Origin of the sequence: Streptomyces tateyamensis (assembly GCF_003205575.1) — a bacterium.
GTDB classification, from domain to species: domain Bacteria; phylum Actinomycetota; class Actinomycetes; order Streptomycetales; family Streptomycetaceae; genus Kitasatospora; species Kitasatospora tateyamensis.
Window position 1 is genome coordinate 1 of the sequence record NZ_PYBW01000174.1, and the last position, 14,947, is coordinate 14,947.

12 protein-coding genes and 1 rRNA gene are annotated in these 14,947 nt (G+C 74.2%); 6 read left to right on the plus strand and 7 right to left on the minus strand.

Features of this window, described 5'->3' with window-relative positions:
* Positions 1 to 52: 52 nt before the first annotated feature.
* Positions 53 to 169: ribosomal RNA gene (rrf, locus tag C7C46_RS31270) — 5S ribosomal RNA — on the plus strand.
* A 322-nt stretch (positions 170 to 491) separates the two neighbouring features.
* On the opposite strand, the gene C7C46_RS31275 is transcribed toward rrf, so the two are convergent.
* From C7C46_RS31275 to C7C46_RS31295, 5 genes are read right to left on the minus strand one after another with little or no spacing between them, the layout of a single operon-like run.
* On the minus strand, positions 492 to 1,802 hold the full coding sequence (locus tag C7C46_RS31275; protein ID WP_110673302.1) for a DUF58 domain-containing protein: 1,311 nt from the start codon (positions 1,800 to 1,802) through the stop codon (positions 492 to 494).
* 53 nt (positions 1,803 to 1,855) lie between these two features.
* Positions 1,856 to 2,833 (minus strand): AAA family ATPase, encoded by a 978-nt coding sequence (locus C7C46_RS31280; protein WP_110673303.1) that lies wholly within the window; start codon positions 2,831 to 2,833, stop codon positions 1,856 to 1,858.
* Positions 2,830 to 4,089: a DUF4350 domain-containing protein gene (locus C7C46_RS31285; RefSeq protein ID WP_110673304.1), complete on the minus strand. Its 1,260-nt coding sequence runs from the start codon at positions 4,087 to 4,089 to the stop codon at positions 2,830 to 2,832. The genes C7C46_RS31280 and C7C46_RS31285 overlap by 4 nt, the downstream gene beginning before the upstream one ends.
* A complete protein-coding gene (locus C7C46_RS31290) occupies positions 4,086 to 4,757 on the minus strand; it encodes a DUF4129 domain-containing protein (protein ID WP_110673305.1) in 672 nt (223 codons plus the stop codon). The genes C7C46_RS31285 and C7C46_RS31290 overlap by 4 nt, the downstream gene beginning before the upstream one ends.
* Before the next feature lie 4 nt (positions 4,758 to 4,761).
* On the minus strand, positions 4,762 to 6,141 hold the full coding sequence (locus tag C7C46_RS31295; protein ID WP_110673306.1) for a DUF7847 domain-containing protein: 1,380 nt from the start codon (positions 6,139 to 6,141) through the stop codon (positions 4,762 to 4,764).
* Between the two features lie 242 nt (positions 6,142 to 6,383).
* On the opposite strand from C7C46_RS31295, the gene mtrA reads away from it, so the two are divergent.
* The 3 genes from mtrA to C7C46_RS31310 all read left to right on the plus strand — a co-directional run bounded on the left by mtrA (position 6,384) and on the right by C7C46_RS31310 (position 11,065).
* Positions 6,384 to 7,061 (plus strand): MtrAB system response regulator MtrA, encoded by a 678-nt coding sequence (mtrA, locus tag C7C46_RS31300; protein ID WP_110673307.1) that lies wholly within the window; start codon positions 6,384 to 6,386, stop codon positions 7,059 to 7,061.
* 115 nt (positions 7,062 to 7,176) lie between these two features.
* On the plus strand, positions 7,177 to 9,186 hold the full coding sequence (mtrB, locus tag C7C46_RS31305) for an MtrAB system histidine kinase MtrB (protein ID WP_245985245.1): 2,010 nt from the start codon (positions 7,177 to 7,179) through the stop codon (positions 9,184 to 9,186).
* Entirely contained in the window at positions 9,170 to 11,065 is a 1,896-nt protein-coding gene (locus tag C7C46_RS31310) for an LpqB family beta-propeller domain-containing protein (protein ID WP_146259288.1), read from the plus strand. The genes mtrB and C7C46_RS31310 overlap by 17 nt, the downstream gene beginning before the upstream one ends.
* A 7-nt stretch (positions 11,066 to 11,072) precedes the next feature.
* On the opposite strand, the gene C7C46_RS31315 is transcribed toward C7C46_RS31310, so the two are convergent.
* Complete coding sequence (locus C7C46_RS31315) at positions 11,073 to 11,756, minus strand: ComF family protein (protein WP_110673309.1); 684 nt, start codon at positions 11,754 to 11,756, stop codon at positions 11,073 to 11,075.
* 362 nt (positions 11,757 to 12,118) lie between these two features.
* On the opposite strand from C7C46_RS31315, the gene hpf reads away from it, so the two are divergent.
* Positions 12,119 to 12,811, plus strand: coding sequence for a ribosome hibernation-promoting factor, HPF/YfiA family (gene hpf, locus C7C46_RS31320; RefSeq protein WP_110673310.1), 693 nt, complete (start codon positions 12,119 to 12,121; stop codon positions 12,809 to 12,811).
* Between the two features lie 179 nt (positions 12,812 to 12,990).
* Entirely contained in the window at positions 12,991 to 13,719 is a 729-nt protein-coding gene (locus C7C46_RS31325; RefSeq protein ID WP_110673311.1) for a response regulator, read from the plus strand.
* Between the two features lie 4 nt (positions 13,720 to 13,723).
* Here C7C46_RS31325 and C7C46_RS31330 read toward each other — a convergent pair whose 3' ends face one another.
* Positions 13,724 to 14,926, minus strand: coding sequence for a winged helix-turn-helix domain-containing protein (locus tag C7C46_RS31330; protein WP_110673312.1), 1,203 nt, complete (start codon positions 14,924 to 14,926; stop codon positions 13,724 to 13,726).
* Between the last annotated feature and the right edge of the window lie 21 nt (positions 14,927 to 14,947).

A 14,947-nucleotide genomic window follows, 5' to 3' on the forward strand; every position in this document is an offset into this window, starting at 1 on the left:
ACCCCCGCCCGGGAAGTCTTCTGGGTGGGTGCGGCCGATAGTTTCATAGTGTTTCGGTGGTCATAGCGTGAGGGAAACGCCCGGTTACATTCCGAACCCGGAAGCTAAGCCTTACAGCGCCGATGGTACTGCAGGGGGGACCCTGTGGGAGAGTAGGACGCCGCCGAACAATCTTTCAGAAGAAGCCCCCAGCCTTTATGGCTGGGGGCTTCTTCGCGTTTCGGGGCCGGGTACGGGGAAGGCGACCCGGCCGGCGCAGATCGGGGCGCAGTCCGGGTGCTGGAAGCGCTGTCGCGCGGGCTGGCATGGTTCGCTGTTGAGCGGTTCATAGGGCGCGACGGAGGACAAGCAGGCCTCCGCCAGGGTGGCTGACGGGCAGGCGTGGGAGAGGGTGGAGCGGGGTGGGGGAGAGCAGCAGGGGAACGAGAGAGGGGCCCTGGGGAAGGTCCCGGGCCCCTCTCTGCTCCTAGTGAGTTCGGTAGTGCGTCCTGCTACAGCTTTCCGGCTGCCTTCAGGGCGAGGTAGCTGTCTGCCAGGGCCGGCGGGAGGGTGGTCGGGGACTCGTCCAGGACAGTGGCGCCGAGGCGGGTGAGGCGGGCGGCGACCTGGCGGCGGTCGGCCTGGGTCTGTGCCGCGGCGGCAGCGCCGTAGACGGCCTGGACGGTGCCGCGGCCCGCAGCCAGCTCCGTCAGTCGCGGATCGGCGACCGAGGCGACGATCACCTGGTGGCGCTGGGTGAGCTGGGGCAGCAGCGGAAGCAGGCCGTCCTCGGCGGGACCGGCATCCAGGCCGGTGAGCAGCACGATCAGCGAGCGGCGCGGGGCCAGGCGGAGCGTGGCGGCGGTGAGTGCGCGCAGGTCGGTCTCGACCAACGCGGGTTCCAGGGTTGCCATCGCGTTGGTGAAGGCGGGCAGTACCTCGGTGGCCGAGCGGCCGAGTACCGTGCCGCGCTGGCGCAGGTCGTGGGCGAGCAGGTCGACCCGGTCGCCGGCCCGGGTGGCCAGCGCGGTGAGCAGCAGGGCGGCGTCCAGGGCGGCGTCCAGGCGTGGTGCGTCGCCGACCCGGCCGGCCGAGGTGCGGCCGGTGTCGAGCACGATCAGGATGTGCCGGTCCCGCTCGGGCCGCCAGGTGCGGATGGCGACGGTGTGCCGGCGGGCGCTGGCCCGCCAGTCGATCGAGCGCACGTCGTCGCCGGGCAGGTACTCGCGCAGGCTGTCGAACTCGGTGCCCTGGCCGCGGGTCAGCAGCGAGGTGCGGCCGTCCAGTTCGCGCAGCCGGGCGAGCCGGGAGGGCAGGTGCTTGCGGCTGGTGAACGGCGGCAGTGCGCGCAGTGTCCACGGGATCTGGTGCGAGCCCTGACGCCCGGCCAGGCCGAGCGGCCCCAGGGAACGGACCGTCACCCGGTGCGCCCGGTGGTCGCCGCGACGGGTGGGCCGCAGCTGGGTGCTGAGCCGCCGCCGCTCGCCGGCCGGAATGGTGAGCCGGTGTCGGGAGGCCGTCAGATCGGTGCCCGGCTGGAACGCGGAGGGTGCCCAGGCGTCGCGCAGCTGCCCCCGCAGCGGGCGCCGGGAGAGGTTGCCGACGGTCAGATCGACGGTGGCCGGCTCGCCGAGCCGGACCGAGGTGTCGCCGTCCCGGGCCAGCACCAAGGTGCGGACCGGGGCGGCGAGCAGCAGGTCCGCCAGCACCCCGAGCAGTACCGCCCCGGTGACCAGCCCGACGCCGGCCCAGGAGGGCAGCAGCAGCCCAACGAGCAGGCTGCCCAGGGCGGCGAGCAGGGCGGTTCGGCCGGTCAGGGCCACGGCGGACTCCTAGCGTGTGGGGCTGACTGACTGGCTGGCGGGGCGGACCCGGCTCAGCGCGGTGCGGGGGTCTGGGCGAGCACGGCCTGGATCACCGTGTCGGCGGTCACGCCCTCCATCTCGGCCTCGGCGCGCAGCTGCACCCGGTGGCGCAGGGTGGGCAGCGCGAGCGCCTTGACGTCGTCGGGGGAGACGTAGTCGCGCCCGGCCAGCCAGGCCCAGGCCCGGGCGGTGTTGAGCAGCGCGGTAGCGCCACGCGGGGAGACGCCGAGGGAGAGCGAGGGGTGCTGCCGGGTGGCCCGGCACAGGTCCACGATGTAGGCCAGCACCTCGGGGGAGACGGTCAGCTTGGCGATCGCGGCGCGGGCGGCGGCCAGGTCGGCCGGGCCGGCCACCGGGCGCACCCCGGCTGCAGCCAGGTCTCGCGGGTCGAAGCCGGCCGCGTGCCGGCTGAGCACCTGGAACTCCTGGTCCCGCTCCGGCAGCGGCAGGATCAGCTTGAGCAGGAAGCGGTCCAGCTGCGCCTCGGGCAGCGGGTAGGTGCCCTCGTACTCCAGCGGGTTCTGCGTCGCGGCGACCAGGAACGGCTCGGGCAGCTTGCGCGGCTCGCCGTCGACGGTGACCTGGTGCTCCTCCATCGCCTCCAGCAGCGAGGCCTGGGTCTTCGGCGGGGTGCGGTTGATCTCGTCGGCCAGCAGCAGGTTGGTGAAGACCGGGCCGGGCTGGAAGGAGAACTCGGCGGTGCGGGCGTCGTAGACCAGCGAGCCGGTGACGTCGCCGGGCATCAGGTCCGGGGTGAACTGGATCCGCTTGGTCTCCAGGTTGAGCGCGGTGGACAGGGTACGGATCAGCAGCGTCTTGGCGACTCCGGGGACACCCTCCAGCAGCACGTGGCCGCCGCAGAGGATGGCCACCACCAGGCCGGTGACGGCGGCGTCCTGGCCGACCACGGCCTTGCCGATCTCGGCGCGCAGTGCGCCGAGGGCCTGCCGGGGGTCGGCGGCAGCGGGAGTGGGCTGGTCGTCGGTCACGGCTGTCGTACCTGCCTTTCGAGGGCATCGAGTTCGTCGGCGAGCCGCAGCAGTGCGGCGTCGTCCAGGGGCGGGGGGCCGTAGAGCAGACCGCCGAGCTCGCCGGCCGGCCGGTCGGGCAGCCGGTCGCCGAGGGCGGCGAGCAGGGCGTCGGCGTCCACCTGACCGCCCGTCACGGAGACTCCGAGGACGGGGGCCAGCCGGTGCCGGACGGCCTGGCGCAGGGCTTCGGCTGCTCGGCCGCGGGCCTTGGCCAGCTGGTAGAGCCGGGCCCGGCCTTCGGTGGTCTCGGTGGCCCGGACCACCACGGGCAGCTGCTCGCTGACCAGCGGTCCCAGGCGGCGGGCCCGCCACAGGGCGGCCAGCCCGACGGCGACGGCCAGTTGCAGGGTGGCCCAGGACCAGCCGCCGGGGATCAGCTCGGTGATGCTCCGGTCGCCGCCGGCGCCCGCCGAGCCGTAGTCCGGCAGGTACCAGACCAGGCGGTGCTGGGAGCCGAGCAGGCCCAGGGCGAGCGAGGCGTTGCCCTGGTGGGCCAGGTACTCGTTGGTGAGGAAGCGCCCGGAGCCGAGCACGATCACCTCGGCGCCGCCCAGTCCGGTGGCCCGCACCAGGGTCGGGTGGCCCAGCCGCGGGTAGCAGGCGGTGCTGCCGGAGCCGGCCTGGTAGAGCCGGCCGCCGGCTTCGGCGGTGCCGGCCACCTCGGCCTCGCCGAGAGTGCAGTCGGGGGCGGTGGCGTCCGAGGTGATCCCGGCCGCGCCGGGGCCGGCGTACGGCTGGATGTTCGGGGCGAGCAGCTCCAGGGCGGTGCTGTCGGGGGAGAGCAGGACCAGGCGGCGGTGGCCGGCGGCGCCGAGGGCGCGCAACTGGTAGGTGGTCAGTAGCTCGGGCAGCGGGACCAGCACGGTGTCGTCCTGGGGGGCGTCGGCCAGTTCGTCCGCGTTCGTGGTGGTGGTCACGGTGACGCCGTGCCGGTGCAGCAGCTCGGATATCGCCTTGGTGCCGTCCGGGTCGGGCGAGCGCGGGTCGAGCGCCGGGTAGCTGGTGCTGTCACCCAGGCCGGCCAGCAGCAGGCCGGCGAGCAGCAGGACCAGGCCGGCGGCGAGGAACCAGCGCGAGCGGCGCCATAGCTGACGCAGCGTCGGGTCGAGGCTGGTGTCCGGCTCGGGCCGGCCCGGGGGCCGGGTGCCGCGGTCGACAGCCGTGGCAGCGGTGGTGTCGGTGGTGCCGGTCTCGGGAGTGGTGCTCAGGCTCACGCGGTGCCCGCCGGGGTCAGGGTGGGTCGGGTCTGGCGCAGCCGCCGGTCGAGGTCGGCGAGCTGCTGGTAGGCGGCCTGGTCGGCGGTGCGGCCGCCGTAGGCGATGTCGTCGAAGACGCGGGCGGCGGTGCGCAGTTCCCGGGCGTGCTCGGGGAGCCTGCGGCCGGCCTCGATCGCGGCCTCGTCGGCGGTGCGGCCGGGGCGCGGGTCGAGCAGCGTGCGCTCCTCCAGGTCGCGGACCAGGGCACGCAGTTGCTCGCGGACCGCGTCCGCCCACTCGCCGGCGGCGGCGTGCCGCTCGGCTGCGGCGCGGTGCTCGGCGGCGGTGCGCGGGCCGCCCTGGCCGGTGAAGAGCGCGGCGTCGCGGGCGGCGGTGCGCCGCGGCCGGCCCAGGCGCCACCAGAGCAGGCCTGCGATCGCCGCGAAGAGCACCAGGAAGACCACCAGGCCGGTGGTGCCGCTGTGCCCGGGACCGCCGAGCCGGTCCAGCAGCGAGGTGAAGCGCTCCCAGAGCCAGTTGATCGCGCGCTGGACCGGCGTCGGATCGTGGCGGTGGTACTCGGCCTTCTGCAGCTCTTCGCGCGCGGCGTCGCGGGCGGCGTCGCGCGGCACGGTCACCGGCACGCCGTCACCGGCGATCCGGACCAGCTCCCCCCAGGTCGGCATCGGGTCAGGCCACCCCGTGCGGGCCGGAGTACGGCGGGTACTGGGTCGGCGGGTACTGCGGCGGCTGCTGGTCGGCCCAGCCGGTGCCGCCGTACTCGGGCAGTCCGGCCGCGCGGGCCAGCTCCAGGTCCAGCGCCTCGCGGCGGATCCGCTGGTCGACGTAGAGCAGCACCGCGATGCCGGACTTGAACGGGGTGGTCAGGGTGGCGGCGAGCACGCCGCCGATCGCGACGATCACCAGGGAGACGAGCGAGGGCGGGTTGTTCGGGTCCGGCACCAGGCCGGCGAACGGGCCGCCGGCCGTGCCGCCGCTGCCGGAGAGCAGCCGGAACGGCAGGGCGATGGCACCGGACAGGAGGCTGGTGAGCAGCACCGCGACGACGTTGATGCCGAACAGGCGCCACCAGGAGCCCCGGACCAGCCGGCGCGAGCGGCGCATCGCCTCGAAGACCCCCTGGCGCTCCAGCATCAGGGCCGGGGCGGCCAGGCTGAGCCGGATGTACATCCAGATGCCCAGCACGATGGCGGCCAGCGCCCCGAAGACGATCAGCAGTGCGGCCAGCGCCCCGTTGCCGCTGTCCGAGCCGGTGTCGGTGAGGGCGGTCCCGAGCAGGACGGTGGGCACCAGGACGACGGCCATCAGGCCGCCGGTGATCAGGGTGACCATCAGGCTCAGGCCGACCAGCCGCCAGAGCTGGCCGCGGGCGGCCTGCCAGGCGGTTCCGACGGAGACCGGCTCGCCGATGATCGCCCGGCTCACCACGATCGTGAGCAGCGCGGTGACGATCAGGCCCGCGACCAGGCTGACCAGCAGGCCGGCCAGGCCGCCGACCAGGGCAGCGATGTTGTTGGAGCCGTTCAGCTGCGCCCAGTTCAGGGCGGTGGCGGCGGTCTGGCTGATCACCGCGACGACCAGCGAGAGCGGCAGCACGGTGCGCCAGTGCTTGCGCGCGGTGGAGATCGAGCCGTCCAGGATCTCGCCGACGCCCAGCGGGCGCAGCGGGATCACGCCGGGCTTGGGGCTGGTCGGGCGCACGCCCCACTGGGGCTGGCCCCACTGCGGCTGCTGGCCGCCCCACTGGGGCTGCGACTGCCCCCACTGCGGCTGCTGGCCCCAGCCGGGCTGCTGCGGCTGCCCCCACCCGGGGGGCGGGTTCCAGCCACCGGGCCGCTGCGGCGGCACCGGGGCGCCACCGTAGCCGCCGGGGGTGCCGTACGCGCCCTGGTAGGGCGGCGCGGCCGGCGGTGCCACCGGGGAGGCCGGCGGTGCGGCAGGGCTGTCCGACGGTCGGTCCGTCCCCGCGGGCGTGTCGGCCGGCGGCCGGACGTCTTCGGGTTCGGGCCCGGACGAGCTGGGGGAGACCCAGCCCGGAGTGTCGGTCATCACTGCTCCTCGGCGCGGGGTGGCAACCCCGGATTTCGGTGGTGGGGCGCATGCGTGCCGCCCCATCGTGCCATGGTGTCGGCAGGCGCCCCAGGGGCGCCGGGTTGCTGATCGACAACGGAGTCGAGCGGGACCGGAAAGCATGGAGTTTGGGTGGATATGCGCACTGGCACCGGCAGTTCGCCGGTCGGATTGGCACGGGTGTGCGGCAGGTCACAATCCGGTAATGAGAGGATGGGCTCATGAAAGGTCGCGTCCTCGTCGTAGATGACGACACCGCACTGGCCGAGATGCTCGGCATCGTGTTGCGTGGTGAGGGTTTTGAGCCGTTTTTCGTCGCTGATGGGGACAAGGCACTGGCCGCGTTCCGGGAGACCAAGCCGGACCTGGTGCTGCTGGACCTGATGCTGCCCGGACGGGACGGCATCGACGTCTGTCGGCAGATCAGGTCCGAGTCCGGTGTGCCGATCGTCATGCTGACCGCGAAGACCGACACGGTCGACATCGTGGTCGGCCTGGAGTCCGGCGCCGACGACTACGTGGTCAAGCCGTTCAAGCCCAAGGAACTGGTGGCCCGGATCCGGGCCCGGCTGCGCCGGGCCGAGGAGCCCACCCCCGAGCAGCTGACCATCGGCGATCTGGTGATCGACGTGGCCGGCCACTCGGTCAAGCGGGACGGGCGGGGCATCCCGCTGACCCCGCTGGAGTTCGACCTGCTGGTCGCGCTGGCCCGCAAGCCCTGGCAGGTGTTCACCCGCGAGGTGCTGCTGGAGCAGGTCTGGGGCTACCGCCACGCGGCCGACACCCGGCTGGTCAACGTGCACGTGCAGCGACTGCGCTCCAAGATCGAGAAGGATCCGGAGCGTCCGGAGATCGTGGTGACGGTCCGCGGGGTCGGCTACAAGGCCGGACCCAGCTGACGTGTCGCACCAGGTCCAGCCCTCCTCGGCCGAGATCCAGGCCGAGGAGGTGATCGTCCCAGGCGCCGGTCCGCGGCGTGCGGCGGGTTCGTCGCACGGTTGGCTCGGCCGGCGTCTGCTGCGCCCGTTCCACCGGCTCAGCGCGCTGTACCGGCGCTCGATCCAGGTGCGGGTGGTCGCCGCCACCCTGGTCCTCTCGGTGGCGCTGGTCGCCGTGCTGGGCGTCGTGGTGATGGCCCAGGTCCGCCAGGGCCTGCTGGAGAGCAAGAAGCGCGCCGCGCTCAGCCAGGCCTCCGGCGGCTTCACCACCGCCCAGAAGCAGAGCGACACGCTGCGCGACCTGGGCGCGAAGGTGGGCAGCAGCACCAGCGGCAGCGCCGGCGCCGACCCCAGCAGCAGCGAGACCAGCACCTGGCTGACCGACCAGGTGGCCAACCTGGCCAGCGGCGGCCAGGGCGTCTACCTGGTGATCGGCACCGTGCCCGCCACCGACCAGAGCGCGGTGGCCACCAGCATCCAGCCGCAGACCGCGCGCGCCTCCGAGGGCGTGGCGCTCACCAGCATCTCGCCGGAACTGCGCCGGGACGTGGCGGCCGACCCGAACTCGATCCACCAGCAGACCACCACGATCAACCGGACCGCCGCGAACGGCGAGGAGATCTCCGAGCCGGGCCTGGTGATCGGCAAGCAGCTGACCGGTCCGGACGGCAAGACCTCCTACCAGCTCTACTTCGCCTTCTCCTTCGTCCAGGAGGACCAGACCCTGGCCCTGGTCACCACCACGGTGGCCACCGCCGGCGTCTTCATCGTGGTGCTGCTGGCCTGCATCGCCTGGCTGGTGGTGCGTCAGGTGGTCACCCCGGTGCGGATGGCCGCCGGGATCGCCGAGCGGCTGGCCGACGGGCACCTGGAAGAGCGGATGAAGGTCACCGGCACCGACGACATCGCCCGCCTCGGCGAGTCGTTCAACCGGATGGCCGGCGCGCTGCAGGCGCAGATCCACCAGCTCGAGGAGCTCTCCCGGGTGCAGCGCCGCTTCGTCTCGGACGTCTCGCACGAGCTGCGCACCCCGCTGACCACGGTGCGGATGGCCGCCGACCTGATCTACGACTCGCGCGAGGACCTGGACCCGATGGCGGCCCGCTCGGCCGAGCTGCTGCAGGGTCAGCTGGACCGGTTCGAGTCGCTGCTGGCCGACCTGCTGGAGATCAGCCGGTTCGACGCGGGCGCGGCCGTCCTTGACGCCGAGCCGGTGGACCTGCGCGAGATCGTGCACCGGGTGGTCGAGGCGGCCGACCCGCTGGCCCGGCTCAAGGGCAGCGCGGTGGTGCTGCGCGGGGCCGAGAACCCGGTGGTGGCCGAGGTCGACTCGCGCCGGATCGAGCGGATCCTGCGCAACCTGGTGGTCAACGCGCTGGAGCACGGCGAGGGCCGGGACGTGGTGATCCGGCTCGGTTCGGCCGAGGGCGCGGTGGCGGTCGGCGTGCGCGACTACGGCATCGGGCTCAAGCCGGGCGAGGCCTCCCGGGTGTTCCACCGGTTCTGGCGGGCCGACCCGTCCCGGGTGCGGACCACCGGCGGCACCGGCCTCGGCCTGTCGATCGCGGTCGAGGACGCGCACCTGCACGGCGGCTGGCTGCAGGCCTGGGGCGAGCCGGGCGGCGGTTCGCACTTCCGGCTCACCCTGCCGCGCACCCGCGGCGGCGAGATAGGCCGGGCACCGTTCCGGCTGGAGCCGGAGGACTCGCGGCACAACCGCGGCCTGCGGGCCCAGGGCACCCCGTACCGGCGGGCGCTGCCGACCGGCGCGACCGCGCTGACCGCCAGCGGCGAGGCGAGCGTGATCCCGGAGACGCCGGGCGGCGCGGGCGCCGGGCTCGGCCCGGGGCTGGGCGGCGTGCTCAGCATCGGCGGGGCGCTGGGCCGTTCGCAGCCCAAGCCGGCCGTGGTCGCGGACCCCTCGGACGTGCGGGCGGCCGGCGCCGGGTACGGTGCGACCGGAGCCCAGGTGGTGGTGGACCGTCACCTGCTGCCGCAGCAGCCGGAGGCGGAGCAGGCCGTGGGCGGCGGACCGGACGGCGAGGGCACGAGCACGGAGGGGTCGCCGGGTGGGCACTACCAGTAGGGCCGGAGCGCGCGGCTGGGTGGGGACGCTGTCGGTCTCGCTGACCGTGCTGCTCGCGGCCGGTTGCGCGACCATGCCGGACAGCGGCCCGCCGGAGACGGTGCACCCGACCCAGGGCGCGGGCGCCGACCAGGGCGTGCAGGTGCGGGTGATCCCGATGCCGCCGCGCGACGGGCTGTCGCCGCGCGAGGTGCTGCAGAACTTCCTGGACGCCTCGATCGCCGACGAAGCCGACTACCGGACCGCCAAGCAGTACCTGACCCCCGACGCCGCCGCCCAGTGGCGCCCGGAGGAGAGCACGGTGGTGCTGGCCAACACTGCGCTGCAGGCGCCCGCGGGGGACGACACGGCCGCCCAGGTCCAGCTCACCATCAGCTCCGCCAAGCTCGGCCTGCTGGACGAGCGGCACACCTACCACAGCGCCACCGGCACCTACGGCGGGCTGTTCACCCTGGTCAACGTCGCCAAGGACGCGAAGGACGGCAAGGACCCCAAGGACCGGGCGCAGTGGCGGATCGCCGCGCTGCCCGCAGGGCTGGTGATGGACAAGACCAGCTTCCAGAACGCCTACCAGCAGGTGGCGAAGTACTACTTCACCCGGGACCAGCAGGCCGGCACGGGCGAGCAGCCGGTGCTGGTGCCGGACCCGGTCTACCTGCGGCGCCGGATCGACCCGGCCGGCGCGGCCGTCCGCGCGGTGGCCCAGGGTCCGTCGGACTGGCTGGCCCCGGCGGTCCGCTCGGCCTTCGAGGGCGGGGTGACGGTCACCGCCGTCAGCTCGGACGACCCGCGCCTGATCAAGGTGCAGGTCGACGGGGTGGACTGCGTGACCAGCGACCGCCAGTGCCACCAGATGGCGGCACAGCTGTACTACACCCTCAGCCAGGGCGGGAGCGGCTCGCTGGAGCGGCTGCAGCTGGTCGCCAAGCGGGGCAGCGCCGAGTTCACCGCGACCCAGGCCAAGGCGGCGGCGTTCGCGCCGGGCCAGCTGGCCGGCAGCGGCCAGGCCTACGCGCGCAAGGCGAAGACCGGTCAGCTGGTCCAGATCGGCCAGGACAACAACCCCGTCGCGGTCGCCGGGGTGCTCGGCGCGGCCACCCCGGCCCCGGGCCTGGCCCCGGTCGGGGACCAGCCCCAGGGCGCCTTCGCGGTGCGCCGGGGCGGCAGCCAGGCCGCGGTGGTGAGCGAGGACGGCAGGTCGCTGTACGTGGCGGCGCTGGACGACGGCGCCAAGCAGCTCGGCCCGCCGGTGGCCACCAGCCGGGCGGGGCAGGGTCCGGGCCTGGGTCTGGCCTCGCCGAGTTGGGACGGCTACGGCGGGCTGTGGGTGGTGGACCGGGACCCGCTGGCGCCGCGGGTGCTGCTGATCACCGACGGCGCGAAGACCACCGTGCCGGTCGAGGGCCTCGGTTCGCTGCCGGTGGACAGCCTGCGGGTCTCCTCCGACGGCACCCGGGTGGCGCTGCTGCTGCGGAACTCCGACGGCACCCGCAGCCTTCGGCTGGGCCTGGTCGTCCGCGGCGGCTCGGCGCAGGCGCCGACGGTGTCGATCGTCAAGCTGCGGCCGGTCGCGGCCGTGGAGCTGTCCGACGTCACCTCGGTCTCCTGGGCGGACCCGGACACCCTGTTGGTGCTGGGCAAGGAGAGCGACAGCGTGCCGCAGCTGCACTACCTGTCCACCGACGGCTCGTCCGGGCTGGAGACCGCGGTGCAGGCGGTGGACGGGATGACCGTGGTGGCGGCCTCCGAGTCGCGCCTGGACCCGGTGCTGGGCGACGCCAAGGGCGACGACCACGCGGTGTACGGGCTGAGCGGGAGCATGCAGCCGCAGTGGCGGGCGTACAGCAAGGGCGTGACCCAGCCGGGCTACCAGGGCTGACGGCCGGTCAGCCGCGGCCGGCGGCCGCCACGGTGGCGGCCGCCAGCGGCGGGGCGCCGGCGGCGCGCAGGGCGCGGGCGGCCTCGGCCAGGGTGGCGCCGGTGGTCACCACGTCGTCGACCAGCAGCAGCTGGCGGCCGGTCAGCGGGCGGTGCAGGCGCGGCGGCACGGTGAGCGCGCGGTGCAGGTTGGCCCGGCGCTCGGCGGCGCTCAGGCCGGCCTGGTCGGCCACCCGGCGGGCCGGGCGCAGCACCGGGGCTACCTGGCAGCGCAGCCCGTGCCCGCGCAGGCGGCGGGCCGCGCTGCGGGCGAGGCGCCGGGTGGCGTCGTGGCCGCGGGCGCGCACCGCGTGGCGGGTGGAGGGCATCGGGACCAGCAGCAGCGGCGGCCCGCCCGCGCCCGGTCGGCCTGGCAGGGCGGCGAGCACCGCGCGGGCCAGCAGCTCGCCGAGCGGAGCGGCCAGCGCGAGCACGCCGCGTTCCTTGTGGGCGAGCAGGAGTTGACGCAGTGGGTCCTGGTACTCGGCGCAGGCGTGCACCGGGGGCAGGCCGGGCGGGGCGGGGTGCGGGTCGAGCCGGCGGGCGGCCAGCCGGGCCAACCGGGCCCGGCAGCCGGGGCAGAGCGGGCCGCCGGGCTCGGCACAGCCGGCGCAGGGCGCGGGGAGCACCAGGTCGAGCAGCGGAGCGAGCACCAGAAACCCTCCCGGGAGCGGGTGTGGCGAGCCGAGCAGGGCACAGCGTGGGCCGTCTGGGCGGAGTTGTACAGATATTTACCGTCACTTCACTCATTTGAGGGTAGACAGGGTGGAACAGCTGTCCGGCCGCGACCCGCGACCCTAGGGTCCCGCTGGAGAGGCGAAACGAGCGCCCTGGGTGTCTGATGAGGCTCCGGGGGGTTCCGCGCCTTTCGGGTGGGGAGGAGAGTGGGTGAGGGCCCGGTCCGCACGGTCGGTGGCCGGGCGTCGGGCCAGCGGCATCGTGGCTGGTCAGGCTGGGGGCTCATGCCCGGTCCGGTAGTCCGGGCCGGCACCAGTACGAGGGATCGGAGTTCTGCGTGGACATCGTCGTCAAGGGCCGCAAGACCGAGGTGCCCCAGAGGTTCCGCGAGCACGTGGCCGAGAAGCTGGAGAAGGTCCAGAAGTTCGACGGCAAGGTGATCAGCCTCGAGGTCGAGGTGTCCAAGGAGCACAACCCGCGTCAGGCCGAGCGGTCCGACCGGGTGGAGATCACCGTCCGCACCCGTGGCCCGGTGATCCGGGCCGAGGCCGCCGCCGCCGATCCCTACGCGGCGCTCGACCTGGCCGCCGCGAAGCTCGACGCCCAGCTGCGCAAGTCCGCCGACCGCCGCCGGGTGCACCACGGGGTGCGCACCACGCCGCTGAGCGTGGCCCAGGCCACGGCGCGGATCGCCGCGCTGCCGGGCACGGCGACCGCCGAGGAGCTGGACGAGCAGGCGGTGCCGAAGACGAAGATCGGCTCGCTGGAGGTGGAGGGCGAGGGGCCGCTGGTGGTCCGCGAGAAGACCCACCTGGCGCACCCGATGACGCTGGCCCAGGCGCTGGAGTCGATGGAGCTGGTCGGGCACGACTTCTACCTGTTCGTGGAGAAGGACAGCGGCCTGCCCAGCGTGGTGTACCGCCGGCGCGGCTACGACTACGGCGTCATCCACGTGCAGGCCAACGGCCTGGCGCCGGACGACGAGCTCAGTGGCGGCGGCGGTTCGATCAACGCGGCGGGCGACCGCTGAGTCGTGAGGATTCCGGGCCCGGCGGCCCCGTCGGGGCCGCCGGGCCTTTTGGCTGCCCGGGCGGCGCCGGGGCGCGGGCGGCGCACCCGTTCGGGGGGAAGCGCTGATCGTCGGTTGAGATCGGGTCCGGCTACCGTGGAATGATGTGGCCCACATCGTTCGGCAACGGGGAGGGGCGGATGGCGCAGCGGTTCGAGGGCGGTGGTGGCGGGAGCCCGGAGCCGGAGTACGCGCCGCGCGGGGGCGAGCCCATCCGAGTGCTGGTGGTGGACGACCACGCGCTGTTCCGGCGGGGTCTGGAGATCGTGCTCGCCGAGGAGCCGGACATCAAGGTGGTCGGCGAGGCCGGCGACGGGGCCGAGGCGGTCTCCAAGGCGGCCGACCTGCTGCCCGACATCATCCTGATGGACGTGCGGATGCCGCGGCGCAGCGGGATCGAGGCCTGCACCTCGATCAAGGAGGTGGCGCCGAGCACCAAGATCATCATGCTGACGATAAGCGACGAGGAAGCCGACCTCTACGAGGCGATCAAGGCGGGGGCCACCGGCTACCTGCTCAAGGAGATCTCCACCGACGAGGTGGCCACCGCGATCCGTGCGGTGGCGGACGGGCAGTCGCAGATCAGCCCGTCGATGGCGGCCAAGCTGCTGACCGAGTTCAAGTCGATGATCCAGCGCCGGTCCGAGGACCGGGAGCTGCTCCCCGCGCCGCGGCTGACCGACCGCGAGCTCGAGGTCCTCAAACTGGTGGCCACCGGGATGAACAACCGGGAGATCGCCAAGGAGCTCTTCATCAGCGAGAACACGGTGAAGAACCACGTGCGCAACATCCTGGAGAAGCTCCAGCTGCACTCCCGGATGGAGGCCGTGGTGTACGCGATGCGGGAGAAGATCCTCGAAATAGGGTGAGCCGTCAGGCGAGCAGGCGGGTCAGCGGGGCCCGCAGCTTCTCGTCGGACAGCTCCTCGACCCGCACCAGCGAGCAGCCCACCCAGTCGGCCGCCTCGCGCAGGGCCTGGGCCAGCGCGGGCAGCCGGGCCGGGCTGTCCAGGGAGATCTGACGGGCCACCAGGACGCCGCGCTCCCGGGCCGGGTCGACCCGGCCGACCAGCTTGCCGCCGGCCAGCAGCGGCATGGCGAAGTAGCCGTGGGTGCGCTTGTGCCTGGGGGTGTAGGCCTCCAGCCGGTGGCTCATGCCGAACATCCGCTCGGTCCGGGCGCGGTCCCAGATCAGCGAGTCGAACGGGGAGAGCAGGGTGGTGCGGTGCCGGCCGCGCCCGGCGGCGGAGCCGTCGATCGAGCCCTCGGCGGCCAGCGCGGCCGGATCGGCCCAGGCGGGTGTCGGGGCGCCGGTGCCCCAGCCGGCCACCGCGACCGGGACCAGGCCGCTGTCGGCCAGCACCGCGTCCACCTGGGCGGACTTCAGACGGTGGTAGTCGAGCAGGTCGGCGCGGGTAGCCACGCCCAGGGCTCGGCCGGCCTGGCCGACCAGTCGGGTCAGGCACTCGGCGTCGCTGGGGTCGCGGTCGAGCAGCTCGGCGGGGACCGTCTGCTCGGCCAGCGCGTAGACCCGCTTCCAGCTGCGGCGCTCGGTGCAGACCACGTCGCCGAAGGCGAGCGCGCGTTCCACCGCGATCTTGCTGTCGGACCAGTCCCACCACTCGGCGGTCCGCTTGGCGCCGCCGAGTTCGGTGCTGGTCAGCGGGCCCTCGGCGCGCAGGCGGTCCAGCACGGCCCGGTAGGCCTGCGGGTCGACCTGGTGGTTCCACAGGTTGCCGCGGGCCCGGTAAGCGCGGCGGCGGAAGGCGAACAGCGGCCACTGCTCGATCGGTAGCACGCAGGCCGCGTGCGACCAGTACTCGAAGGAGGTGGCCGCACCCCAGTAGGCGCGCTCCACGGCCGGGCGGCCTACCGCGCCGAGCCGGGCGTAGGGGACCAGCTCGTGCGAACGAGCCAGCACCGAGATGGTGTCCAACTGCACCGCGCCCAGCCGCTTCAGCACACCGCCCACCCCGGCCCGGCGGTCCGGCACGCCGAGCAGGCCCTGGGCCCGCAGGGCGATCCGGCGGGCCTGGTCGGCGGTGAGGGTCAGCTCGGGCGGCGGCAGTGCGGTCATGTCGGGCAGGCTAGCGGGCGG